Raw genomic sequence first — 25,331 nt, forward strand, 5'->3', positions numbered from 1 at the left:
GTCGGTCGCCATCCGTCTCCGGTCAGCATCCCATCACTCATCACTGATCACTCATCACATCTTTTAATTTGTATCCCAGCGATTTGACCGACACGATGGCGTCCTCCAGTAGCGGGAGCTTTTGCTTGAGCCGGCGGATATGGACGTCGACCGTGCGGGTCGTTCCGTAATAGTCGTATCCCCAGACGGCGTTCAGAAGGACTTCGCGGGTGAGCACCCGCCCTTGATGTTTGAGCAGATGCTCGAGCAGGCCGAATTCCTTCGCCGTCAGCACCATCTCCTCCTTGCCGAGCCGAACCTCGTGGCGGGCCAGATTCATCGTCAGGGGACCGTAGTGGTACCGCGTCGTGTCGGCGGCGGGGGTCCGCTCCACCCGCCGGAGGAGGGCTTTGACCCGGGCCACCAGGGCCTTGGGGCTGAACGGCTTGGTGACATAGTCGTCCGCGCCGAGTTCCAGGCCGATGATCGTGTCCGATTCCTCGGCTTTGGCCGTCAACATGATGATCGGCAGCATGGCGGTGTCGGGGTGGGAACGGAGGCGCTTGCAGACTTCGAGGCCGTCCAGCTCGGGCAACATCAAATCCAGCACGACCAGATCCGGCCTCTCTCCTTTGACCTGCGCCAGCCCCTCCGCGCCGGTCATCGCCGTGACGGTTCGGAAGCCCTCTTTCTCCAAGTACAGTTTGACGAGTTGCAGGATGTCCTTCTCGTCTTCGACGATGAGGATTTTTTTGGGGCTGGAAGCCGACATGGATGGCGCACAGCGTACGGAGCAGGGGACAGCCTGTCAAGCGGACGCTACGGCTCATCGAATCGCCGTCAAGAGGCCAATTCTATTGACGGGGCCCGCCGCTCTCACGTAAGGTGAACCACGACGGCACTCGGGCGCGTGACCCGAGGGCTGCGTGAAGGAGCCATGACGACTATGAAGATCTATCTCGCCAATCCTCGGGGGTTTTGCGCCGGTGTGGACCGGGCGATCGATATCGTGGACCTCTCGTTAAAGAAGTACGGCGCGCCGATTTATGTGCGCCATGAAATCGTCCATAGCCGCCATGTGGTGAATTCCCTCCGCCAAAAAGGCGCAGTCTTCGTGGAGGAGCTCAGCGAAGTGCCCGAAGGATCAGTGGTGATCTTCAGCGCCCACGGAGTGGCCAAGTCGGTCTGGGAGGAAGCCCGGCAGCGACGGTTGCACGTGATCGATGCCACGTGCCCGCTGGTCATCAAGGTCCATAATGAAGTGAACCGGGACTATACCCAGGGGTACGAGTTGATCTTGATCGGCCATGCCGGCCACCCGGAGGTGATTGGCACGTTGGGCCAGATTCCCGACAAGTTCCACCTCGTCTCCTCCGTGGAGGATGTCGAGAAGCTGCATGTGGACAATACGCTGAATCTCTCCTACGTGACGCAGACTACGCTCAGCGTCGACGAATGCCGCGATATCGTGGGGGCGCTGCATCAGCGGTTCCCCAACATCAAAGGCCCCCATCAGGAAGACATCTGCTACGCGACGCAAAACCGCCAGAACGCCGTGAAGGAGTTGTCGCGCCTGGTGGATGTGATCCTCGTCATCGGCTCGCCGAACAGCTCCAATTCCAACCGCCTCCGTGAGTTGGGAGAGCAGTGCGGCATTCCCTCCTACCTGATCGACTCGGCCAACGATATCAATCCGGCCTGGCTGAAAGGCGCCAGGGCGGTCGGTATCGCAGCCGGCGCCTCGGCTCCTGAAGTCCTCGTCACCGAAGTGGTGGCCTCCCTGAAGGCCGCCGAGCCCTCGGACGTCGAAGAGCTGACGGTCATTGAAGAGGACGTGGAATTCCTCCTGCCGAAAGAGCTCGTCCAAATCGAGCCGGCTGTCCGGTAATCCCTACATCTAGTAGGGATTAGTCAAGCTGTCCCCCACATCCTGTATTTTCTTTTGATTTCTGTTTTTCGCTGTGCTACAAACCCGCCCAGCGTTTTTAGACGTCCTTCCATAGGCATAGCCGCGCAAAGAAGGTGAACTGATGTACCTGAAATCCTTGGACATGTTGGGCTTCAAGTCGTTTGCCGAGGCCAAGATCGAGTTCCCGCAAGGCGTGACCGCGATCGTCGGTCCCAACGGCAGCGGGAAGAGCAACGTGGTCGATGCCATCCTCTGGGTACTGGGCGAACAGAGCACGAAGACCCTCCGCAGCGAAAAGATGGAAGACGTCATTTTCAACGGCACCGAGCTTCGCAAGCCGCTCGGGATGGCGGAGGTCTCGTTGGTGATCGGGGGGCTGGATCAGGCGTCCATGAAACTGGAAGGCGGGGCGGGTTTGCCGAGTCAGCTCACGGAATTTCAGGAATTGATGATCACCCGCCGGCTCTATCGAAACGGCGACAGCGAATATCTCATCAACAAGACCGCCTGCCGGCTCAAAGACATCCGAAGTCTGCTGCTGGACACCCGCGCCGGGAGCAAAGGACACACGGTGATCGCGCAGGGCCAGATCGACCAGATCCTCAACGCCTCGCCGCAGGACCGCCGGGAACTGATCGAAGAAACCGCCGGCATCATCCGCTACAAGAAACAGAAGGCCGAAGCGCTTCGCAAGCTCGATGCGACCCAACAAAATCTGCTGCGAGTGCGCGACATCATCGCCGAGGTGAAGAAGCAGCTCAATTCGCTGGAACGCCAGGCGCGCCAGGCCCGCACGTACCAGACGCTGCAGCAAGAGGCGCGCGGCGTCGAGGTCGAGCTGCTCACGAGGGAGTTCCGGGCCTTGCGCCGGGCCCTGGCGGAAGTGGAGACTGAGGCGCTCACCTTGGATCAGCAGGAAGCCGGCAAGGCCGCCGATCAAGCGCGTCTCGCGACCGACCTCGAGCAGGTTCGGCTGAAAGCCATCGCCATGGGCGAGGCGATCGGCAAGATCCGCGATGCGCTGGCTGCGGTCGAGCAGCAGCAGGCTCACGCGCTGACCGCCGCGGAGGTCGAGCGGAACCGGAGCCAGCTGTTCGAGCAGCAGCAAATGCAAGAGTCGTCCGAGCTCGACGAATTGGTGCGTGCGCAGGACGAGTTGGCCGCCGGCCTGACGGCGATCGAAGCCACGCTCGGTTCGCTGGAAGAGGAGATGGAGGCGCGCGAACGGGTCCTCGGGGAATTGGATCGGGAGATGGAGCGGGTGCGGCATCAGCGGGCATCGGCCGTCGCGGAAGAAGAGCGCGGCCGGCAAGACATTCTGCAGCTCGCCGTGCTCGTGGCCAATACCGAGCAAGGCATCGCGCAGCTGGCGTCCAAAATCGCCGAGATCACTCAGCGGGGCGACCGCTTGTCCGCCGAGCAACGGGAGCTGGAGTCGCAACGGACCGGTGCTGTGGCCCGGCATGAGGCGTTGCGGGAGGAATACGGAGCGGCCGATCGGCTGGTCGGCAGCCTCCAAGCGCAAACCCGCTCGGTTCACGACGATGCGGCCCGTGCCGCCGCGGACCTGCAGTCGCTTGACCAGCTGATTCTGCGGCGATCGGAAGAATTGGCCGCTGTCGATTCCCGCTTGGGAGCGCTGCAAGGGGTCGTGCGGGAAGAAATGGGCTATGGCCGTGAGGGGGCGGATGAAGGCACCGCGCTCAAGTCCTGCGAGGGCGTGCGCGATGCGGTGGCGGAATGGCTCATCATCCCGCCGGGGATGGACCGTGCAGTGGAAGCAGTGCTTGGCGAGCGGGTGCGCGGATGGTTCGTGGACGATCCGGCGGTCGCCCATCGTGCCGTCGGATTGCTGGAGCAACAATCGCTCGGCCGGGGCACCTTCATCCCCCAGCATCCCCGCTGGGGCAGCGGGCGTTCGGCCGACTGGTGGGCGGCGCTCGCCGATCAGGGGGGAGTGATCGGCCGGGCGGTGGATTTGATCCAGACCGATGCCGCCCGCGTCGCGGCGCGGGATTGTCTGTTCGATCGGGTGGTGATCGTCGAATCGTTGGCTGATGCCATGCGGCTGTGGGAGCGGCAATCCTGGACCGCGCCGGACGGCCCCGTTCTCGTCACGCTGGCCGGCGAGGTGCTGGATCCCTCCGGTGTGCTGACCGGCGGGCAAATCCAGGGCGCGCAGGGATTGCTCGAACGGCGCCGGGAAGTGCTGGATTTGGAAGCCAAGCGGCAGGCGCTCACCGCGACGTTGGAGGACGAGAAGCGGCGGCGCGATATGTTGCAAGACCAGGTGCAAAGCCTGGCGCAGCAAGGACGTGAATTGGCCGAGTCGTTGCGCGCCGCCGAAATGCAGAACCTCTCGCTCCGCAAGGACGAAGAGAAGTTGCAGCAGCTGTTTGCGGATCTCGACTCGCGGCTGGGCGGTATCGGCGCGGACATTCAGACAGGGCTCGATGAAAGCCGGCGGCTGGGAGAGGAATCACAGTCGCTCCAGGGTCAGCTCGCCCAATGGATCGCCGAGAAGAACGGGCAGGAGGCGGCGCTGGGCCGCGTGAGGGAACGGCTTGGTCGCATCGATCAAGAGGTCCGGGCGCTCCAGGAGCGTGTCACCGAAGCCCGGCTGAGCGCGGAAGGGCTGCGCGCCAAACGCGAGCACGAACAGGCCAATCGCGCCCGGATCACACAGGAGGCGCACGACATGGACCAGCGCCGCCACTCGCTGCGCGAGCATCTGGCGGGATTGGGCCACTCTATCGAACAGAGCCGTGCCGAGCAGGCGCGGCAGGAGACGCTCTGCCAGGAACTCGGTGTGGAAGCGGGGCGCATCAAAGCCGAACTCGTCGCGGCGCAGGAGCAGCAGGCGCAGGAAATGGCGGCCGCCCAGACCGTGGAAGCCGCGTTGGAGGAATTACGCCGGGCCATCTCCGCGATTCGGGACGCCCGCATGGCGGTGGAAGTCCGCCGTGCCGAACTCCGCACGCAACTCGGCACCGTGGAAGGCACGCTGTCCGGCACTTACCAGCTCGATCCCTCCGCCTTGCTGCATGCGAACGGAGACGCGCCGCAGCTCTCGTTCGAGCAGCAGGCCGCGCCGGAGGATCAGGCGGAGCAGGCCGATCGGCGGTCGGATGCCGAATTGAAAGAGCAATTGCAGAAGCTGCGGGACCGGCTGGACCGCATGGGGCCCATCAATCTGGCCGCCATCAGCGAGCATCAGGAACTGGACGAGCGCCACAAGTTCCTCTCGGCCCAGGAGCAGGATCTGTCCAACTCCATCGCGTCGCTGAAGGAAATCATCCAGCGTATCAACCGGACGACGAAGGAGATGTTCGCGGCCACGTTCGATGAATTGCAGCAGAAGTTCACGGAAGTCTTCGGCCAGTTCTTTCCCGGCGGGCGGGCGGAGCTGCAGCTCGTCGAGGAGCCGCCTGTCGAGGGGGAGAGCGCGGGCAGCCAGGAACCCGGGATCGAGATCGTGGCGCAGCCGCCCGGGAAGCGGCTCAAAAGCATCACCATGCTGTCCGGCGGCGAAAAAACCCTTACGGCGATGGCGCTCTTGTTCGCCAGCTTCCTTATCCGGCCCACGCCCTTCTGTCTCCTCGACGAAATCGACGCTCCGCTGGACGAAGAAAACATCGGCCGCTTCACCGGCGTGCTGCGGGACCTGGCGCAGACCGCGCAGTTCCTGGTCATCACCCACAATAAGCGCACGATGGCCATCGCCGATTCGCTGTTCGGCGTGACGATGGAAGAGCCAGGCGTGTCCAAGCTCGTCTCCGTCCGGCTGGGCGACCTGCAGCCGGCGTGACGCATCCGGACGGAAGGGTCTCTACTTAACGGCCCCTCGAGATCCGGCATCGTGGGACGTGAAAATCCTGAATACTTCAGAGGGCTTCTCGGTGCCTTTGCTTGACTCACCTGGGAGGCTCTGTTATAAGCCGTCCGATGGGCAGCTCTCCGACCGTGCGATGATGTATCCGGCTCCTGCGGGTCTTCGTGGCACGCCAGTCAATTCGTCCATCTCATTCGCAGCTTAGGATCGCATGAAACTGATCAAGGCGTTGTTCAGCCGCCTGTCCGACAGCCTGCTTTCCAACGGCGCGGCCAAATTGAGCCCTGCGCCGGACTTTTCACCGACGCCGCCGCTCCGGCTCGTCTCCGACAAACCGACCATGCTGCCACCGCTTGACGCCGCCACGACCCGACGTCCTCCGACGCATGCCGTGAGCCAACCGGACGCGATCGACGACGCCATCCGGCGGAGCCAGTCCTGGTTCCTCGCCAGGCAGCATCCGGAGGGGCATTGGGTGGCCGAATTGGAAGCGGATACGACGCTGACGTCGGAATATCTGATGCTCCGCCGCTTCCTGGATTGCGTCGACCCCGAGCGCGAGAGAAAAGCGGTGCAGTATCTGAAGGCCATGCAGCTGCCCGACGGCGGCTGGCCGATTTATTACGGCGGGCCGGCGGAAATCAGCGCGTCGGTGAAAGCCTATTTCGCGCTGAAGCTGAGCGGCGTCTCGGCCGACGAGCCGTGCATGGTCCGCGCGAAAGACCGTATTCTCGCCATGGGCGGGGTGGTGCAGGCCAACGTCTTTACCAAGATCGCCTTGGCGCTCTTCGATCAGTACGACTGGGAAGGCATTCCCCATATGCCGGTCGAACTGATGCTGCTGCCGAAAAAATTTTATTTCAGCATCTACGCCATCTCTTACTGGTCCCGCGCGGTCCTGATTCCGTTGCTGATCGTCTTTGCGCACCAGCCGGTCTGCCGCATTCCACGGGAGCAGGGTATCGAAGAGCTCTATCCGATCCCGCGGCAGGAGATTCGCTATTGGCGGTTCCCGCCGTTCAACAAAGATCAGAACTGGTTTACCGCGCACAACTTCTTCGTCGCGCTCGACGCGCTGTTGAAGATCTACGACCGCATGCCGCTCACCATTCTACGGGAAAAGGCGTTGCACAAAGCGGCGACCTGGATGCTGGAACGGTTGAAGGGCGCCGGCGGCCTGGGCGCCATCTATCCCGCGATGGCGAACTCCATCGTGGCCCTGCGCTGTTTGGGCTACGACATGGACGATCCGCTCATCGTAAAGGCGCTGCGCGAGATCGAGGAGCTCGAAGTGTACGATTCGGCGTCCGTGGACGGGCAGCGCGTGCCGACGCTGCATCTGCAGCCCTGCTTCTCGCCGATTTGGGACACGGCCCTGCTCATCAACGCCCTCGTCGAAGGAGGCATGCCGGCGGATCATCCGGCCCTGCTGAAAGCCGGATCCTATCTGATGTCCCGCCAGACCAAGACCGTCGGGGATTGGAAGATCTCGTCGCCGAACGCGGAGCCGGGCGGCTGGTACTTCCAGTTCGAGAACGAATTTTATCCCGACGTCGACGATTCCGCCGTCGTGCTGATGGCCCTCTCCAAGCTGCGCATGCCCGAGCCGGCTCTGCACCGCGAAGCACTCCAGCGCGGCATGCAATGGGTGGTCGCCATGCAGGGCTCCGACGGCGGCTGGGGCGCTTACGACAAGGACAACAACCGCATCGTCTTCAACTACATTCCCTTTGCCGACCACAAGGCCCTGCTCGATCCGAGCACCTCCGACCTGACCGGACGCTGCCTCGAAATGCTGGCCGCGCTGGGCTACGACAAGTCTCATCCGGCGGTGAAGCCGGCGCTGGCCTTCTTGAAGAGGGAGCAGGAGGCGGACGGGAGCTGGTACGGGCGATGGGGGGTCAATTATATTTACGGCACCTGGTCGGTGCTCGCCGGCTTGCGCGCCATCGGAGAGGATCTGTCGGCGCCGTACATCCGCCGGGCCGTCACGTGGCTGGAGTCCAAGCAAAACCCCGACGGCGGTTGGGGTGAATCCTGCCTGTCCTATGCAGACGAGGCGTACAGCGGGAAGGGGGAGAGCGCTCCCTCCCAGACGGCCTGGGCACTGATGGCGCTGATGTCGGCCGGTGTCACCGATTCGTTCTGCGTGGCGCGCGGGGTGCAGTATCTCCTGCGTCACCAGTTGAAGGACGGGTCCTGGGAAGAAGTCCGCCATACCGGCACCGGATTCCCGCGCGTCTTCTATCTCCGTTATCATTGGTATTGTCAGTACTTTCCGCTCTGGGCCTTGGCGATGTACCGCAATCTCCGCTCCCGGGGGAAAATGCGGGCCGACGAAGTGCGCCAGCACGTGCAGGGAGCTGGATCGTACCGGTTTGACCGTTGACCGCCGTCACGTCTTCCCGAGTGGTTCCTGCCGACGTCTCAGACATGTCCTCATGCGCACGCATCGCGTTGTTCGCCGCCACGGTTTGGGAAGTCTCGGCCGTCCGCGCCGCCTTGCCGGACGCCGCGACACGGACGGTGGGCGGCCGGCGGGTTGTGGTGGGGTCGGCCGGCGAGCGGGAGTATTGGCTGGTGCGGACGGGGGTGGGGCATGAGCAGGCCGCTCAAGCGTCCGGCTGGTTGTTCCACCAACAACGGTTCCACCTGGCCGTCTCCACCGGCTTTGCCTGTGCGCTGGTGCCGGCGGAAATCGGTGGGCTTTTGGTGGGACACGAAGTCCTTTCGATGCCGGCAAACGGGGACGCCGGTCCCGAACCGCTCGGCGTGCCGGGGCCCGAGCGGGACTCGTTCCTGGCCTTCGCCTGCGGGCGGATAGCCGGAGCGCGTATCGGGCCGTTTCTTTCGGTGGATCGGATCGTCGGACGGGCGGCGGACAAACGGGAGTATGCCCGCGTGACGGGAGCGATGGGACTGGACATGGAAAGCGCCGCCTTGGCGCGCGAGTCACAGCGCGCACAGGTACCGTTCGTCATCGCGCGCACGGTCTCGGACCTGCTCGACGAAGACCTGCCGCTGGACTTCAATCTCTTTCTCACGGCCGCCGGCTGGCTCGCCGGCGCAGGGACGGTGCTGGCTGCCCCGTGGCGCCTGCGCGGGCTCGGCCGCCTGCGCCGCCAGAGCCGGCTGGCGGCGGATCGCCTGACCGAGTTTTTCCGCGGCTACATGACGGCCATGGCCGTCCATCACCGGCCTCACCGAACCACGGAGCTGGCGTGATCCATTTGATCGAGCGCATCGGCGCCTTTGTCCTCAAGTATGTCGGCGAGATGGGCCGCATGCTGATCTTCGTCCTTTCAGCGTTCGCGTGGCTCATCCGGCCGCCGCTCCGGTTCGCGCAAATCATGAAGCAGGTGCATTTCATCGGTTATAAATCCACGTTCGTCGTGGTGCTGACGGCGGGCTTCACCGGCATGGTGCTGGGGCTGCAGGGCTACTACACGCTGCGCAAGTTCGGATCGGAAGCGCTGCTGGGCTCGGCGGTCGCGCTGAGCATGATCCGCGAGCTGGGGCCGGTGCTGGCGGCGCTGATGGTGACGGCGCGGGCCGGCTCGGCGATGACGGCGGAGATCGGCATCATGCGCATCACGGAGCAGATCGACGCGCTCGATACGATGGCCGTCAATCCGCTCCAGTACCTCATCGCGCCCAAGCTCGTCGCCGGCTTGATCGGCGTGCCGCTGTTGGTGGCGATCTTCGACGTGGTCGGCATCTACGGCGGCTACCTCGTCGGAGTCGATCTGCTGGGCGTGAGCGCCGGCTCCTATTGGACCTCCATCGAATCGGCGGTCGAGTGGAAGGACGTCTACGGCGGCATTCTCAAGTCGGTCAGTTTCGGTCTGATCGTGAGCTGGGTGTGCTGCTACAAAGGCTTCTACACGCGCATGAGCGCGGAAGGCCTGGGGACGGCGACGACGGAAGCAGTGGTGCTCTCATCGGTGCTGATCCTGGTGTGGGATTATTTTTTGACGTCGGTCCTGTTGTAACGATGCTCAAGCTGGTCGGCGTGAAAAAACGGTTGGGCGGACAGCCGGTGCTGCAGGGCATCGATCTGACCATTCCTCCGGGGAAGCTCACCACGATCATCGGCCGGAGCGGAGAAGGCAAAAGCGTGCTGCTCAAACACATGATCGGCCTGCTGCAGCCGGATGAAGGACAGGTGTGGGTCGACGGCGTCGAAATTTCGCGGCTGCGCGGGCATGCGCTCAACGAAGTGCGCAAGCGGTTCGCGATGCTGTTCCAGGGCGCGGCCCTGTTCGATTCCATGACGGTGTTCGAGAACGTCGCCTTTCCCTTGCGGGAGAGGCTCCGCATGAAGGGCGCCGAGGTCACGAAGCGGGTGGACGAAAAGCTGGCTCAGGTGGGATTGGGGGGGATGGGCCATAAGTTTCCCGCCGAGCTGAGCGGCGGCATGCGCAAGCGGGCGGGGCTCGCGCGCGCGCTCGTGATGCAACCGGAGATCATCTTATTCGACGAGCCGACGACGGGGCTCGATCCGCTGATGGCAAAGTCCATCCATGACCTGATCACCAGCACGCAGCGGACGTTCGGTTTTACGGCCGTGATGGTCAGCCACGAAATTCCGGAGATCTTCGGCATTTCGGATTACGTGGCGATGTTGAAACAGGGGAAGATCGCCGCGATGGCGCCCCCCGCCGAGTTCCAACGCACGGCCGACCCCGAGATCACGGAATTCATTTCGGTGGGCGGGACGATGGCGCTCCCCGCCGCGCCGCCGAACCGGTAGAGGAGCAGGTATGGAGAAAACCAAGTTGGAATTGGCCGTCGGCGTCTTCGTGCTGGTCGGGGTGGTCTGTCTGGGATACCTCTCGATCAAGTTGGGCAAACTGGAAGTGATCGGCGGCAACCTGTACGAGGTGGACGCCCAGTTCAACACCGCTTCCGGGCTCAAACCGGGGGCCACGGTGGAGATCGCCGGGGTCGAGGTGGGACGGGTGAAATCCATCACGCTCAAGGACGATCGGGCCATGGTGCGGCTGGCGGTCGATAACGGCACGAGGCTCTACACCGACACGATCGCCTCGATCAAGACTCGCGGCATCATCGGAGAGAAATTCCTGGCCTTGTCCCCCGGCGGAGGCGGGGATCCGTTGAAGCCCGGCGACATGATCCGGGATACGGAATCGGGATTGGATCTCGAAGAATTGGTCAGTCAGTACGTCCACGGTAAAGTCAACTGAGAGGTAGGAGCATGATCGTGACACACGTTGCCCGACTCGGGATGTATCGGAACGCATCATTCACCGCGCGTCTCTGTCTGAACGCCACCGCGGTCATGCTGTGGCTCGGCTTGGTCGTCGTTCCGGCCTATGCCGGCGCGCCGACGGAGGCGATGAAGGCGACTATCGATGAAGTGTTGCACATCATTCGCGAGAAAGATTTGAAGCAGCCGGCGAAGGCGGATGAGCGGCGGCAGCAGCTTGAAAAAGTGGTCGGCGCCCGCTTCGACTATCAGGAGATGTCCCGGCGCGCGCTGGGGGCGCCCTGGAACCAGCTCTCCGAACAGGAGAGGCAGGAGTTCGTCTCGCTGTTCCGCACGTTGCTCACCAACTCCTATGCCGACAAGATCGAGACATACTCCGGCGAAGGCGTGCAGTACCTGAACGAACGAACCGAAAAAGAGTACGCCGAAGTCCGGACGAAGGTCCTGTCGGGGAAAACCGAGATTCCGCTCGACTACCGGTTGATCAACAAGGCGGAAGATTGGCGGGTGTACGACGTCGTGGTGGACGGCGTCAGCCTCGTGAACAACTACCGCGGGCAGTTTACGAAAATTCTCCGGGCCTCGTCCTATTCCGATCTCGTCGATCAGCTGCGCAAGAAATCCGATAAGCTGAAAGCGCCCTCGCCGTAAGGGGTGCTTTGTCGACTGGCTATGACCATCCTGCGCGGCCTCGCCGGTTGTCTTCTGTGCCTGCTCGCGGGACCGGCGATGGTCTGGACTGAGCCCGCCCGCGCCGAGGTCCAGGCGTTTCCGATTCCCTCCGTCTCGACGACGAGAAACGACGGCAGCGACGCCGGCCTGATCGTCCCCATCCTCATCACCGACCCCGACGGCGAGCTGAAGTATCTGATGGCCCCGATGGTGGTGCACAACTCGATCGTCGGGACGCGCGGCACGTTCAATCTGTTTCGGTACGATCCGGGCGGCCGGCAGATGCAGTTCATCGCCTCGCTGACGGAGCAAATCGAGCGCAAGCTGCTGTTCAACTATACGGACCCCGCCTTCAGCAACGGCCGGTATTTCCTGAACTTCGGCGGGACGTTCTTCAAAAACGCCACCGCGCGGTTTTGGGGGATCGGCCAGGGCACCGAAGAAGGCGACGAGACCAACTACACCGCCCGGGAGATCCGCGCCAACTGGCGGTTCGGGGTCTACGCCAACGAAGTCACGCTGGTCGCCGTATCCCAACGATTCCGCGACGTCCGGTTACAGCGCGGCGCCACCGATCTGCCGTTCACCGGGGAGGTGTTTTCCGACGTGCCCGGCGTCGGAGGGACCACCGTCATCATCGGCCACCGGGCCAGTTTTTTTTACGATACCCGGAACAGTCTCATCACGCCGACCGACGGTATGGCGGTCGGCGCCTACGCCGAACTCAATCAGAACGTCCGCAACGGCGACCATCCGGTCTATTCACGGTATGGGCTCGAGGTCAAAAAGCTCTTTCCCAGCGAATCGAAACGGGCCATCCTGGTGGTGCGGGCCGAATTGCAGGCGACCATCGGCAGCCAAGTCCCGTTTTTTGAGCAAAGCTCGTTGGGCGGTCAGGACAATTTGAGGGGCTTCGGGGCCGACCGGTTCATCGACAAACATTTGATCGCCGCCAGCGTGGAAGAGCGCATCCACCTGGTGAGGACAAGGATTGCCGGAGTCACCGCGGATTTTGAGGTCGCCCCGTTCCTGGACACGGGGCAAGTGTTCAGTGACTATAGGGACGTGAGTTTCAAGGACTACCGCATGACTCCCGGCATCGGCTTTCGGGGGATCGTCCGGCCCAATGTGGTGGGACGGATCGATTATGGGTTCAGCCGTGAGGGGGGGGCGGTCTTCGCCGGGCTGAATTTCCCCTATTAAACGGGAGCCGTCACAGCCGCGTTTTAGGGCTTTCGTTCCCATGCGGAAAGCCGGCGATTCTCCTAAGCGCTTGACACCATGGGGGTTGTATGTGAGACTCGGCTACTGCTCAACCGGTCCCTATCTGTGAGTCGCACCATAACGTACAAGCCGAATGAGTAGCGGGTTTAACGAAGGAGAGCATCCTATGTCGATCCTGAAGCGTATCCACAGTCCGGCCGATCTGAAGCGGCTGTCCCCCAGCCAGTTTCCCCCTCTCTGTCAGGAAATCAGGGAAGAGATCCTGGGGGCTGTGTCCAGCGTCGGGGGGCACTTGGCTTCCAATCTCGGCGTTGTGGAACTGACCGTCGCGCTCCACTACCTATTGGATACGCCGACCGACAAGATCGTCTGGGATACCAGCAATCAAGCCTATACCCACAAGCTCCTGACGGGCCGGCGCGAACAGTTCCACACCCTGCGGCAATACGGCGGGCTGAGCGGATTTTGCAAACGGGAAGAGAGCGTCTATGACACGTTCAACGCCGGCCATGCCGGAACGGGCGTATCGGCGGCGTTCGGCATGGTGGAAGCGCGGGAACAGTTGGGCCAGAGGCATAAAGTGGTCTGTGTCGTCGGAGATGGAGCCATGACGGCCGGGATGACGCTCGAGGGGCTGCACCATGCAGGCGGACTCGGCAAAGATTTCCTCGTGATCCTCAACGACAACCAGATGTCGATTTCCAAGAACGTGGGCGCCATTTCCGCCTATTTGAGCCGGACCATAACCGGTGAGTTCTACGGCAAGGTGCGGGAAGAAACCGGACAGTTGCTGCGGAAGATCCCCCATATCGGGCCGGACATGCAGAAGCTCGCGCGCCGGGCGGAAGAGCTGGCCAAGGGGGCCATCCTGCCCGGATTGTTGTTCGAAGAATTGGGCTTCCAGTACAGCGGCCCCATCGACGGGCACAACTTCGAGCATCTGCTGCCGACGCTCGAAAATGTGTTGAAGATGAAGGGACCGGTCCTGCTGCACGTGATCACGAAGAAGGGGCTGGGCTACGAGCCGGCGATGAAGAATCCGGTCTGGTTCCATGCGTGCCCTCCCTTCGTACGAGAGACCGGCGCACCGGCCAAGAAGGCCGCCCGGCCGTCGTACACCCAGTTCGCCATGGACACCCTGGTCAAACTCGCCCGGGAGGACAAGCGCGTGGTGGCGATTACGGCGGCGATGTGCGAGGGGACCGGGCTCACGGCGTTCGAAAAGGAATTCCCGGATCGGTTGTACGACGTCGGGATCGCCGAACAGCATGCCGTCACGTTTGCCGCCGGTCTGGCCACACAGGGCCTCAAGCCGGTGGTCGCCATGTATGCCACGTTCCTCCAGCGGGCCTACGATCAGGTGGTGCACGATGTCGCCACACAAAACCTGCCGGTCGTCTTTGCCATCGACCGCGGCGGACTCGTCGCGGAGGACGGCACGACGCACCACGGAGCGTTCGATTACGCCTACCTGCGGCATGTCCCCAATATGACGGTCATGGCGCCGAAGGATGAAAACGAGCTCCAGCACATGATGAAGACCGCCTTGCAGCACGAAGGGCCGATCTCGGTGCGCTATCCGCGGGGCGTCAGCCTCGGCGTCAAGATGGATCCGGTTCCCACGGCGTTGCCGATCGGCAAGGGCGAGCTGGTGAAGGACGGGACGGACGTGGCGATCATCGCGATCGGCGTGTCCGTGTGGCAGGCCGTGCAGGCCGCCGAGCGGCTGAGCCAGGAGGGGGTTTCGACCGCCGTGGTCAACGCCCGCTTCGCGAAGCCGCTGGACCAGGAACTGATCGTCGGTCTCGCCAGGCGGGTGCGTTACGTCGTGACCGTGGAAGAAGGGTGCAAGATGGGCGGCTTCGGGTCCGCGGTCCTGGAGGCCCTGTCCGATGCCGGCGTCACCGGCGCCACGACGAAGGTCTTGGGCTTGCCGGACTGGTACATTGAACAGGGGCCGCAAGACTTGCTGCGTGAACGGTACGGCCTGACGGCCGAAGGCATCTATCAGAGCGTCAAAGAACTGCTGGGCAAGGCGCCCGTGCAGGCAGACCGCTTCAACGACGGCCGGCTCGTGCACCATCTTCCCCATGGCGACGAGCAGGGAAGCTGATTGAAGACGTGAATCGTTAAACGGGAAGTGTTGTTCGGAAGAAAGATGTCTGGCGGTTCACGATTAACGAATAACGATTAACGAACCATGCACATCACCAGGCGTAAGACGCGGCAGATACAGGTCGGCACGGTCAAGATCGGGGGCGATGCACCCATATCGGTCCAATCGATGTGTTCGACCGATACCAGGGATACCAAGGCCACGATTGACCAGATCCGTCAGCTTGAAGCGGTCGGCTGCGAGCTGATCCGCGTGGCCGTGCCGGACGAAGAAGCGGCGGCGGCGTTGCCGGCGATCAAAGCGGCGATGACCGTTCCCCTGATCGCCGACATTCATTTCGATCACCGCTTGGCCTTGAAGGCCGCCCAAGTCGTCGACTGTGTGCGCATCAATCCCGGCAACATCGGCGCCTGGTGGAAAGTCGAAGAAGTGATCAAAGCGGTCAATGACCGCGGTATTCCGATTCGAGTCGGCGTGAACGGCGGATCGTTGGAACGGCCGTTGCTCGACAAGTACGGCTGGCCTTCTCCGGAGGCATTGGCGGAATCGGCCCTGAACGCAGTCCGCGCCCTCGAAGACGTCGGCTTCACCAACATGAAGGTCTCGCTCAAGGCGTCGGATGTCCATCACGCCATCGACGCCTATTGGCTCTTCTCGCGGCAATCCGACTATCCGCTGCACATCGGTATCACCGAAGCCGGCACCGCCATGACCGGCGCCGTCAAATCGTCCATCGGGCTCGGGTGGCTGTTATCGCAAGGAATCGGCGATACGTTGCGGGTGTCCTTGGCAGCCGACCCGGTGGAGGAAGTCAAAGTCGGGTTCGAAATCCTGAAGTCCCTCGAATTGCGCCATCGGGGGATCAACGTCATCGCCTGTCCGACGTGCGGTCGGGTGGAGATCGATGTCGTGCGGATGGCCAACGAGCTGGAAAAGAAGCTCGGCCATATCAAGACGCCGCTCAACGTATCGGTGCTCGGCTGCGTCGTGAACGGGATCGGCGAGGGGAAAGAGGCCGATATCGGGATCGCCGGCGGCGAGGGGAAGGGCATCCTCTTCAAGAAGGGCAAGTTGGTTCGCAAGGTGCCGATGGACCAGCTGATGGACACGCTGATTCAGGAGGTGGAGTTGCTGGCGAAGGAAAAAGAAGCCGAGGGCACCGCCGGTTCATCCCCGAACCATCCGGTCGACGGATGGGAGCCGCTCATGCCGGAGACCGAGCAGCCCTCGACTTTGGGTCGCCGCATCCCCGTCCTGCCAAATCGATAACTCGCCTCCCTTCTCGTTGGCCGCCCCGGCTGGCATTGTCTTGTTGAGATGGACCAGGAATGGCCGTTATAATGTCTCCCTTGTGGCGCCGTACCCAAGTGGTAAGGGAGCAGTCTGCAAAACTGTTATGCGGCGGTTCGAACCCGCCCGGCGCCTCCACACCAACCTTCGGTTGAGCCGCCGGCTCGTCGCCGTATCGACATGGTCCCCGGCGAATAGAACGCCTAGCTTCTCGTCGCTCGAAGTATCGCTTCTTTCAGCTGGCCAAGACCCCGGTGGTTTCCCTCATTAAGGCTTTCCGTACTCTTGCCGAGGCGATAATTTTCTCTAGTCCTCTCTCGGGACGTAGTTGTAGGTGGGAAAATTGACGACCGGAGACTGCGGTGTTAGAATCGCCGCAATTTCCCGGGCTTCAGACTCGGCTACGTTGCGTAGCCGCTTTTATATATTCAATATTCACCGCCTTACAGATCAGTCAGGAAGGAGAAGGGGATGGCCGTACCGCTTTCCCAGATGTATACAGTCACGAAGTACGTCCTCACGCAGAAGCTCAAGGGCGTGAAGCGCTATCCGCTGGTACTGATGCTCGAACCGTTGTTTCGCTGCAACCTGGCCTGCGCCGGCTGTGGCAAGATCCAATATCCCGATCACGTGCTCGACAGGCGGCTGACGCCGGAGCAGTGTTGGGCGGCGGCGGAGGAGTGCGGCGCGCCGATCGTCAGTATCCCGGGCGGCGAGCCCTTGATTCATCCCGAGATGGCGACGATCGTCAAAGGGCTCGTGGATCGCAAGAAATATGTCTATCTCTGCACCAATGCGATTCTGCTCGAGCGCAAGCTGGACGAGTACCGGCCCTCGAAGTATCTGACCTTCAGCGTTCACATGGACGGGCTGCGCGACGAGCACGACCTCGCCGTCTGTCGCGACGGTGTGTACGATGTGGCGGTAAAAGCGATCAAGGCCGCGCTCAAGCGGGGTCATCGCGTCACGACCAACACGACCCTCTTCGACGACGCGAATCCCGAGCGGGTCCGGAAATTCTTCGATGAGATGATGGCGCTCGGCGTCGAAGGCATGATGATTTCACCGGGCTACAGCTATCAGAAGGCCCCAGACCAGCAGCATTTTCTGAAACGGGCGCGGACGCGCGAGCTGTTCACCCGCATCCTGAGCAAGCCCAAGAAGGGCTGGCAGTTCAATCAGTCTCCGCTGTTCCTCGACTTCCTGATGGGGCGGCGGGACTATCAATGCACGCCGTGGGGGAATCCCACCTATAACGTCTTCGGCTGGCAGAAGCCCTGCTATTTGCTGCAGGACGGCTATGCTAAGACGTTCCGCGAGCTGATGGAGACCACCGAGTGGGACCATTACGGCACCAGCCGCAATGAAAAGTGCGCCGATTGCATGGTGCATTGCGGGTACGAAGCATCGGCCGTCGAAGACACCTTCGGAACGGTCTCCGGATTCAGCCGGACCGTCAAGCTGACGCTGCTGCCCACCTCCCGCTAGCGCCATGACCGACACGAAAAACCACACGACCGCCGCACCGAGCGGATCGCTCCACGGTCGCGTCTTCACCCCCCGGTCGCCGCAGGAGCTGATCGAAGCCATCGAGCTGGCCTTCGATTATCGCGGCGACGTCACCGTCGAGTTGAAAACCGGCGAAGCGGTGTTCGGGTATTTGTTCAATCGCGCCGCCCAGGACGGCCGTTGCTGGATGGACCTGTTCCCCGCCTCGAACGCCGGCGTCCGACGGATCTATTACGATGAAGTGGCCAGCATCGCGTTTTCCGGCGAGGACACCGCATCGGGAAAATCGTGGGAGCAGTGGGTCGCCAAGAAAGAGTCGGAGCGAAAGCTTGAGGCGGCCCGCATCGCCGCCGCCGCGCAGGCTCGCGGCCATCTGTAGAACATCCGGTTCCCCGGATCGCCGCCATTCCTCCTCTGTCCAGACCCTCCGCATTCCGGTGTCCTCTTTTCCGCTCATCGAGCCATGCACCGGGCGATATTCCCTGCTCTTTTGGCGCTGCGCTGATTGACAAAGGACAGGCGCTGTGCTAATTAGGTCGGCCTTAAAATCGGCATGGGCAGGCGTGGTCGATGTGAGCAGCTCAGAGCCTGTGCGACGCAATCGGGAATGGCCGGCGCTGAGTGAAGCGGAAACGAAGAAGGATGTGGGGCGCTCGACGGAATGCCCTCGCGGTCGCCGTTGCCGCGGGCGTTTCGCTTTCGAGCCCGGTCGTTCTGCTCGCCACCCATGAGGCCGATCATCGGTTTACCGTCGAAGGGTTTGTCTGCGGGGCGGACGGCAAAGGCAGGGCCAACGTCGACGTACTGATCAAGGACACGCGCATCTCCTACGGTCAAACGGTGAAGACCGACGGAGATGGGTACTATACGGCGACATTTCATCTCCATAACGACAATCTCGGCGATCCCTTATACGTGGAGGCCGGAGGGGAGCAGCAGCAGCACAAAGTCCAGTTCGATCCCAAAGACCTGGAGGCGGAACGGAAGATCCAGGTCAACTTTGGAACCGGTTGCATCCACGATCCCAACGCGCCCCCAATGTGGGTCTGGTCGGCGATGGGGGCGGTGGCCGTCGGAGTCGGCGGGTTCATGGGCGCCAAGATGTTCCGGTCACGGCGGAAGCAGGCGGCAAAACGCGAGAAGGGGCAAGGGAAGAAGAAAAAGTAAACACGGCGGTCCGTGGGGCAGGGCAGCCAAGCGCACCTCGCCGGATCCGTGAGTCGAGTGGTAGGCGTGGAGCGAGTCAGTGGCCTTGATGGACGAATCAAACTCGGCGCTTTTGCATAGAGGGGTGGCCTTCTAGCAAAAGCGTTTTTTTCTGCCTTCCGTCGGTGAGTACGGGGGCGATACAGAGCCGGTTTCCGGTTGTTCTGAGAAAGGACGGGAGAACTCTTATGAAGCGGACGAATCTGCGGACAGTGGTTTCGGCGTTGGGGATCGTGGGCATGGGGTGGATCCTCGCCGCATGCGGAGGTGAGGGCGGAGAGGGACCGATTGTGCCGCCGCCGCCGGCTCCCGCGGAATATGCCGACAAGCACATGCCGGCCGGATGGTGGACCGATGCGGCTAAGATGGAAGAAGGCCGCAAGCTGTTCATCGGTGAGACCAATCCGGATGTGAACTGTGCGAGCTGTCACGGGAAAGACGGCAAGCCGGTCAAGGCTGGCGCCCGCGATTTCCGCGTGGCCGATCGGATGAAGCTGTACTCCGACGCCGTCTGGTTCTGGCGCATCTCCGAAGGCGTGCCAAACACCAAGATGAAGGCCTGGAAGAGCAAGCTCTCCGAGGAGGATCGTTGGAAGCTCGTCCTCTTCGAGCGGAATTTCGGATTGCCCGGCAAGGGCTGGGATGAGGGCAAGAAGGCCTGGGTGGACGCGGGCGCCGTGTCGGCGGCTCCGGTCTCGGCGGCTCCCGCCTCGGCTCCGGCCGAAGCCGGCAAGTAGGCTGATCCAACTAGCGAGGAGGGGCGGCGAAACATCATGAAAACGTGGCAGCGCAGTCTCCTGGCACTCGGTGCGCTTCTCGCAGTCTTCGGAGGGGTCGCCTACGCGCAAGCGCCCGGCGCGCCTCCGGTGGAGTTTCCCTACACGGGCAACCGGACTGCGGTATGGATCGTCGCCCAACTGCACATCCTGTTCGCCGGGTTCATTCTCGGCGCCCCCATCTTCGTCGTCATCTCCGAGTGGCTGGGGTATCGGAAGCAGGATCCGCGCTACGACCGGCTGGCGAAGGAGGTCACTAAGGTCACCGTCATTCTTTATAGTATGACGGCGCTGACCGGCGGCCTCTTCATCTTTGTCCTGCTCGCCACGTATCCGCAGTTCACGACCTGGCTCATCAATCACTTCTTCCTGGTCTTCGCCGTCGTCTATCCCCTGCTGTTCATCGGGGAAACGATCGTCCTCTATATGTATTTCTATACGTGGGACGCCTGGAAGGGGAACAAAAAGGCGCGGCACATCGCCCTGGGGGTGCTGCTGAACCTCATCGGCACGGTCACGCTGTTCGTCATCGATGGGCCGACCTCGTTCATGAACACGCCGGTGAAGGCGGAGGGCGTCTCGCCGGCGGAATTCCTGGCGACCGCGACGCTCTGGGACAAGATCTTCAACTACAGCTGGATGCCGCTCAACCTGCACCGCCTCGTCGGCAACGTGACGTTCGGCGGGTTCGTCGCCGGACTCATCGCCGCCTACATGTACATGGGGGCGACCAAGGACGAAGAGCGGTCCTATTACGATTGGATGGGCTTCGTCGGCAACATGATCGGCGTGGGCGCGCTCCTGTTCCTGCCCTTCATGGGGTACCTGCTGGCCTACGAGCTCTGCGACTACGACGCCTCGATCTGTCCCTATATGATGGCGGACCAGCTGTCGATGTTCTTCGAAATGCAGGGCGCGATGATCGGGCTGATCTTCCTGGCCAGCAATTACTACATCTGGCTCAGCATGAAGCGCATCGAAGGCGTCGAGAAAGTCCGCATGACGATTCTCGCGCCGATCGTCATGGTGTTGCTGCCGGTCGTCATGACGAAAGTGCTCACCGACTATCCGGCGCCGGATCCAACGTCGCTGGTGTTCTTGCTCCCGATGCTGCTCGCGCCGGCCATTCTGGGCCGGTTCATCCCGGTCACCGTCTCGTCGCGCACCGTCATCAAGATCGGATTCTTGATGGTCGTCGTGGGCAATGCGATCTGGATGACCCCGCATGGGTTCGTGCCGACCGGGGCCAAGCTGGTGGCGGAGCTCGAATTGCCGTCCGACTGGAACTTCCTCGCGCTGATGCCCGCGAAGAACTCCGCGGCCTTTACGCTGGTGTTCGTGACGGTCGTGAATTACATCATCTACAACCGTGCGGTCACGCAGGGGACGATCGTCTGGGGCAAAATCGATTTCGCCTCACAGTTCGTCCTGATCTTCCTCGCGTTCAGCGCCATCTGGACCATGGGGTTGATGGGTGCCGTCCGGTCGCTGCTGCGGAAGTACTTCCACACGTACAACCTGCTGCCCGATTTCACGGCCGAATCCTTTACGCCGACGCTGGCCTACTCAGCCTGGTGGATTACGGCCATTACCGTCGTCTTCTATGCCGTCGTGAGTTTTGCGATCCTGGTGACGTTGCGCGCGGCCCAGCCCAAGGACCATGCGCCCGAGGGAAGTCCGGTGCCGGCGGGGGCGAAATAGATCGGTCGAAGAGCACAGAGGAGTGTCATGGGTAAAGCAATCCTAAAGATCGTCGTCGGGTTAGCCATCGGAGCAGGCCTGTGGGTCGCCACGATGGCCTTGGATTTTCCGCCGGTGTTCCGCTGGCTCTTCTTCGCCTATGCCATCCTGGGGACGGTCGTCTTCTTGATTCTTGATGCGCCGAGCATGAAACCGATGAGCGGCGTCAAGGCGCTGACCGCCTTGGTCGTCTTCTACGTCATCCTCTGCACGGTATACATCGCCGGCGCCTCCCTCTGGCCGCAGTACGATCCTGAAGACGAGAAGGGCAAGATCGAAAAGATCCTGGCGCCGAAGCGGAAGGCGACCGAGCAGGGCAAGGCCGAAGAGCTGTTGGCGCGGGCCAAGGCGTTGGATGAGCAGGCCAAGGCGCTGGCGGAGCGCATCAAGGCGCTCGGCGGCGATCAGGCTCCGGCGTCGCAGGCGGCCGGCGGCGCCGGCGCGCCTCCCGCCACGGCGACGGCGGCGGGCGGCGACATCCTGAAGCTCGGCGAGGACCAGTGGCAGCTCCAGGAGTGCTACAACTGCCACAAACTCAAAGGGGAAGGCGGCAAGAAGCGCGGGCCCGAGTTGGACAACATCGGCAACCTCCTCACCGTGGATGAGATCAAGGAGAAGATCCTGGATCCCAAAAGCTGGATGGCCGAGGGATTCGAGAAGGAATACGAGAAGGGCAAGATGCCGGATAAGTACAAGGATCTCATGGAGGAGAAGGACGTGGTGGCGCTGGCCTCCTGGTTGAGCACATTTAAAAACCCTTCGGTGAATACGCCGAAGCCGATTAAAAAGAAATGACGATGCAGCCCAAGTTGAAATCCAAGGTCCGCTGCAAGGACCGGGACATCGGCGAGGTGACAAGGGTCATTGTCGATCCGCTGTCGCACGAGATCAGCCACATCGTCGTGTCGATGAACGGCGACGGCGAGCGGCAGGTCCCGATGGGGCAGGTGGAGACGGTGACCGACAGCCTGATCGAGCTGCGGACTCTCTCGGCCGACCTCCTCGCCCTTCCTCCGTTTCAACGCGACAACTACGTCACCACCCACGAAGTGGAAATCGCGCATCTCGAAGAAAAGGTGCACGTCACCCCCGGGGAAGTCCTGGTGCCGTTCCCCGAACTGGAAAAGAGCGTCAAGCGCCGGACGTTCTTCATGAACCTCACGCACGTGATCGGCTTCCTCATCGGTCTGCCGATCGCCTTTCCGGTGTTGCGCTATCTCATGAAGCCGATGTACCAGCCATTCGACAACAGCTGGCTGAAGATCGGCAACGTCGGCAAGATCAAGCAGGAAGATATCGGCGTACAGTTCAAGTACAAGAAACACGTCAAGGAAGCCTACATGCCGGAGGCCGAAGTCGAGAAAAATGTGTGGATCCTCAAGGCCACGCCGGCCGTACTCGACAAGGTGTACCAGGGCAAAGACATGGAGTTCCGCGACGCGTCCGGCAAAACCGTCTGGACCAACAAGAAAGAGATCCCGTACGTCGCGTTTTCTGGCAAATGTCCGCACCTCGGCTGCGGCTACAAGTGGCGTCAGCATAAGGTCCTCGGTCAAGTGTTTCTCTGCCCCTGCCACCTGAGCATCTATGACGCGGCCGGAAAGGTTCTGGACGGCCCTGCCCCGCGCCCGCTCGACGCACTGCCCATCAAGGTCTCGGCGGGCGGCGACGTGGAAATCATCGACATGGAGTTCAAGGCGGGGACGAAAACCCAAATCAGGATTATTTGATCACCATGCAACAGGCTCCCTCGACCAGCTCCGCACCGACCGTCCTCGAAAAAGTCATCGCCTTCGTCGACGAGCGCGTGGGCCTCAAGACGATCCAGGCGAAGATGCTCAACGAGCCCGTGCCGGGCGGCTCGCGCTGGGCCTACATCTTCGGCTCCGTCCTGCTCTTCATCTTCATCATGCAGGCCGTGACCGGCATTCTCCTGATGTTCTATTACGTCCCGACCGCCGACCACGCCTATGCCAGCACGCAATACATCATCCACGAGGTCGACTACGGCTGGTTCCTCCTGAGCTACCATTTCTGGGGCTCGACCGCGATGGTGGTCTGCGTCTTCGCCCATATGTCGCAGGTCTTCTTATGGGGCGCCTACAAGAGCCCGCGGGAAATGATCTGGCTCGTCGGCTTGGCCCTGTTCGGCATCGTCATGGGGTTCGGCTTCACCGGCTATCTGCTCCCCTGGGACCAGCGGGCCTATTGGGCGACGACCGTGGGCGTGGAGATCATGGACAAGACGCCGCTGCTCGGCGACTTCATGGCCCGCTTCCTCAAGGGCGGACCGACGCCCGGGCAGATGACGTTGAGCCGCTTCTTCGTGATCCACGTCATGATTCTTCCGGCCGCCTTGATGGGCTTGGCCGGTCTGCACCTGTTCCTGTTCAGAACCGCCGGCCCGGCCGGCCCGTTCCGCGGCACCCCGGAAGAACTCAAGGCGAAGACCGATTATTTCTTCCCGCGCCAGGTCTGGAAAGACATCGTGGGCATGGTGACGGTGTTCCTCACCATCTGCGCGTTGGCCTTTTGGGAGCCGGTCGTCTTGTTGGAAGAGGCGACGCCGGATCCGGGCGACTACCATCCCGAACCCGAGTGGTACTTCCTCTTCCTGTTCCAGCTGCTGCGCCTCAAGATTTTCTCCGGCGAGTTCGGCCAGTTTTTGGGCGCCATCGCGCTGCCCGGGGCCTTCATGGCGTTGCTGGCCGCGCTGCCGTTTATCGATCGCGACCCGGAGCGCAACATCTTCAAGCGTCCCGTGGCGTTGATCGGCTGGATCGTCGTCATGACGACGATCCTCATCTTTACCGTATCCGCCATTATCAACCGGGAATTTTTGGATTAGCGGCGGTCGCCGCGACGACATCATGACGGATCGCCAATCGCTCTCTCCGCTCAAGCTCGGCCTCAGTATTCTGTGGTCCACCTTCTGGACCGGATTTCCGATCAAGCTGGCCTTCGCGCTCCTGTTTCTGGCCTTCGGCATGATCCATTTCGAAGCCCGCCTGGGGCTGGGCTTCTTGATGATTTTGGCCAGTCCGGTGACGGTCTTCGCCGCGCCGATTCTCATGATGGCGCTCGGCTCCCATTTCGGCGAAGGGGCGGGCCTCGCTCTGCTCTTTCTGCTCTGCATTCCCATCGACATCTGGGCGTTCGGTGTGGTGAGCAAAACCCTGTTCCTGGAGCATCTCCACCTCGAACCGCCGGACGGCCTCGGAGTCTCGCTCTGGTGGAAGAGCGCGGTGACTGGCGCCCTGTACCTGCCGATCCTCTGGCTCGTCGTCGGCACCGTGACAGAAACCGCCATCGCGGTGAGTCACTCGATTTTTGAGATGGAGATGCTCAAGGGGATTCCAGTCGCCGAGAAGATCAGCATCGAGCTGACGCTGTGGGGCAGCGTGTCGGCGGCCGTCCTGATCGTCCTGTTGTTGGGCGGAGTGTGGCTGATCGGCCGCATCGTCCGGAGCGCCGCCGCCGGCGCTTCCCCGGCCGGTGAAAATTATCAGCGCTTGGTGGCGCGGTGGGATCTTATGCGGGTGCCGGCCGATCAAGGCTTGATGCTCACCTCGATCACCGGTGTGGGCATCTTGCTGTCGATCCTGTTTTGGACGGCCTTGCCGGTCAGCACACCGCATCCGCACGAATGCTGCAAAAAGCCGGACGCGAAGCCGCAGCCGCCGTTCAAGCCGATCGATGCCCTCAATCGCGGCGAGCGGACGCTGGCGCAGCTGGCGGCCCAGCTGGAAGCCATCGAAAAGCAACGAGCCGAAGAAGAGGCCGCCAAGGAAAAGGACAAGGGCAAGGCCGGCAAGGCGAAGCCCGCCGCGCCCAAACCCTAAGACCGG

General features: G+C 62.2%; 21 protein-coding genes and 1 tRNA gene. 21 read left to right on the forward strand and 1 reads right to left on the reverse strand.

What is annotated here, in order from left to right:
- Positions 1-40 precede the first annotated feature (40 nt).
- The gene (locus NITMOv2_RS03310; protein WP_053378539.1) at positions 41-751 is read right to left on the reverse strand and encodes a response regulator transcription factor; all 711 of its coding nucleotides are present in this window, start codon (positions 749-751) and stop codon (positions 41-43) included.
- A 174-nt stretch (positions 752-925) separates the two neighbouring features.
- On the opposite strand from NITMOv2_RS03310, the gene ispH reads away from it, so the two are divergent.
- The 21 genes from ispH (at position 926) to NITMOv2_RS23755 (ending at position 25,325) form a co-directional block, all read left to right on the forward strand.
- Positions 926-1,867 carry a 4-hydroxy-3-methylbut-2-enyl diphosphate reductase gene (ispH, locus tag NITMOv2_RS03315; RefSeq protein ID WP_083447710.1) on the forward strand — a complete coding sequence of 314 codons (942 nt, stop codon included), beginning with the start codon at positions 926-928 and terminating at the stop codon, positions 1,865-1,867.
- A gap of 142 nt (positions 1,868-2,009) precedes the next feature.
- Entirely contained in the window at positions 2,010-5,696 is a 3,687-nt protein-coding gene (smc, locus tag NITMOv2_RS03320; RefSeq protein ID WP_053378541.1) for a chromosome segregation protein SMC, read from the forward strand.
- 235 nt (positions 5,697-5,931) lie between these two features.
- The gene (gene shc / locus NITMOv2_RS03325) at positions 5,932-8,109 is read left to right on the forward strand and encodes a squalene--hopene cyclase (RefSeq protein WP_053378542.1); all 2,178 of its coding nucleotides are present in this window, start codon (positions 5,932-5,934) and stop codon (positions 8,107-8,109) included.
- A 44-nt stretch (positions 8,110-8,153) separates the two neighbouring features.
- Positions 8,154-8,945, forward strand: a complete 792-nt coding sequence (locus NITMOv2_RS03330; RefSeq protein WP_053378543.1) for a 5'-methylthioadenosine/S-adenosylhomocysteine nucleosidase family protein — start codon at positions 8,154-8,156, stop codon at positions 8,943-8,945.
- Positions 8,942-9,712, forward strand: a complete 771-nt coding sequence (locus NITMOv2_RS03335) for an MlaE family ABC transporter permease (protein WP_083447711.1) — start codon at positions 8,942-8,944, stop codon at positions 9,710-9,712. Before NITMOv2_RS03330 ends, NITMOv2_RS03335 begins: the two co-directional genes overlap by 4 nt.
- A 2-nt stretch (positions 9,713-9,714) precedes the next feature.
- A complete protein-coding gene (locus NITMOv2_RS03340; RefSeq protein WP_053378544.1) occupies positions 9,715-10,473 on the forward strand; it encodes an ABC transporter ATP-binding protein in 759 nt (252 codons plus the stop codon).
- Positions 10,474-10,483: 10 nt separating this feature from the next.
- On the forward strand, positions 10,484-10,927 hold the full coding sequence (gene mlaD, locus NITMOv2_RS03345; RefSeq protein ID WP_053378545.1) for an outer membrane lipid asymmetry maintenance protein MlaD: 444 nt from the start codon (positions 10,484-10,486) through the stop codon (positions 10,925-10,927).
- Between the two features lie 17 nt (positions 10,928-10,944).
- Positions 10,945-11,601: an MlaC/ttg2D family ABC transporter substrate-binding protein gene (locus tag NITMOv2_RS03350; RefSeq protein ID WP_238590449.1), complete on the forward strand. Its 657-nt coding sequence runs from the start codon at positions 10,945-10,947 to the stop codon at positions 11,599-11,601.
- A gap of 21 nt (positions 11,602-11,622) precedes the next feature.
- Positions 11,623-12,825 carry a BamA/TamA family outer membrane protein gene (locus NITMOv2_RS03355; protein ID WP_053378546.1) on the forward strand — a complete coding sequence of 401 codons (1,203 nt, stop codon included), beginning with the start codon at positions 11,623-11,625 and terminating at the stop codon, positions 12,823-12,825.
- 187 nt (positions 12,826-13,012) lie between these two features.
- Complete coding sequence (gene dxs, locus NITMOv2_RS03360) at positions 13,013-14,959, forward strand: 1-deoxy-D-xylulose-5-phosphate synthase (protein WP_053378547.1); 1,947 nt, start codon at positions 13,013-13,015, stop codon at positions 14,957-14,959.
- An 87-nt stretch (positions 14,960-15,046) separates the two neighbouring features.
- Positions 15,047-16,231: a flavodoxin-dependent (E)-4-hydroxy-3-methylbut-2-enyl-diphosphate synthase gene (gene ispG, locus NITMOv2_RS03365; protein ID WP_053378548.1), complete on the forward strand. Its 1,185-nt coding sequence runs from the start codon at positions 15,047-15,049 to the stop codon at positions 16,229-16,231.
- 84 nt (positions 16,232-16,315) lie between these two features.
- A tRNA-Cys gene (locus tag NITMOv2_RS03370) sits at positions 16,316-16,390 on the forward strand.
- Between the two features lie 333 nt (positions 16,391-16,723).
- The gene (gene hpnH, locus NITMOv2_RS03375; protein WP_053378549.1) at positions 16,724-17,740 is read left to right on the forward strand and encodes an adenosyl-hopene transferase HpnH; all 1,017 of its coding nucleotides are present in this window, start codon (positions 16,724-16,726) and stop codon (positions 17,738-17,740) included.
- A gap of 4 nt (positions 17,741-17,744) precedes the next feature.
- Positions 17,745-18,140, forward strand: a complete 396-nt coding sequence (locus tag NITMOv2_RS03380; RefSeq protein ID WP_053378550.1) for a hypothetical protein — start codon at positions 17,745-17,747, stop codon at positions 18,138-18,140.
- Between the two features lie 263 nt (positions 18,141-18,403).
- Positions 18,404-18,928, forward strand: a complete 525-nt coding sequence (locus tag NITMOv2_RS03385; protein WP_053378551.1) for a carboxypeptidase-like regulatory domain-containing protein — start codon at positions 18,404-18,406, stop codon at positions 18,926-18,928.
- Between the two features lie 227 nt (positions 18,929-19,155).
- Positions 19,156-19,704, forward strand: coding sequence for a c-type cytochrome (locus NITMOv2_RS03390; RefSeq protein ID WP_053378552.1), 549 nt, complete (start codon positions 19,156-19,158; stop codon positions 19,702-19,704).
- A 36-nt stretch (positions 19,705-19,740) separates the two neighbouring features.
- Positions 19,741-21,444, forward strand: a complete 1,704-nt coding sequence (locus tag NITMOv2_RS03395; protein ID WP_053378553.1) for a cytochrome ubiquinol oxidase subunit I — start codon at positions 19,741-19,743, stop codon at positions 21,442-21,444.
- 27 nt (positions 21,445-21,471) lie between these two features.
- Positions 21,472-22,278 (forward strand): c-type cytochrome, encoded by an 807-nt coding sequence (locus NITMOv2_RS03400; RefSeq protein ID WP_053378554.1) that lies wholly within the window; start codon positions 21,472-21,474, stop codon positions 22,276-22,278.
- A gap of 2 nt (positions 22,279-22,280) precedes the next feature.
- Positions 22,281-23,213 (forward strand): QcrA and Rieske domain-containing protein, encoded by a 933-nt coding sequence (locus NITMOv2_RS03405; protein ID WP_053378555.1) that lies wholly within the window; start codon positions 22,281-22,283, stop codon positions 23,211-23,213.
- A 5-nt stretch (positions 23,214-23,218) separates the two neighbouring features.
- A complete protein-coding gene (locus NITMOv2_RS03410) occupies positions 23,219-24,331 on the forward strand; it encodes a cytochrome b (RefSeq protein ID WP_083448324.1) in 1,113 nt (370 codons plus the stop codon).
- Between the two features lie 22 nt (positions 24,332-24,353).
- The gene (locus NITMOv2_RS23755) at positions 24,354-25,325 is read left to right on the forward strand and encodes a hypothetical protein (RefSeq protein WP_053378557.1); all 972 of its coding nucleotides are present in this window, start codon (positions 24,354-24,356) and stop codon (positions 25,323-25,325) included.
- Positions 25,326-25,331 lie beyond the last annotated feature (6 nt).

Origin of the sequence: Nitrospira moscoviensis (assembly GCF_001273775.1) — a bacterium.
Lineage (GTDB): Bacteria > Nitrospirota > Nitrospiria > Nitrospirales > Nitrospiraceae > Nitrospira_D > Nitrospira_D moscoviensis.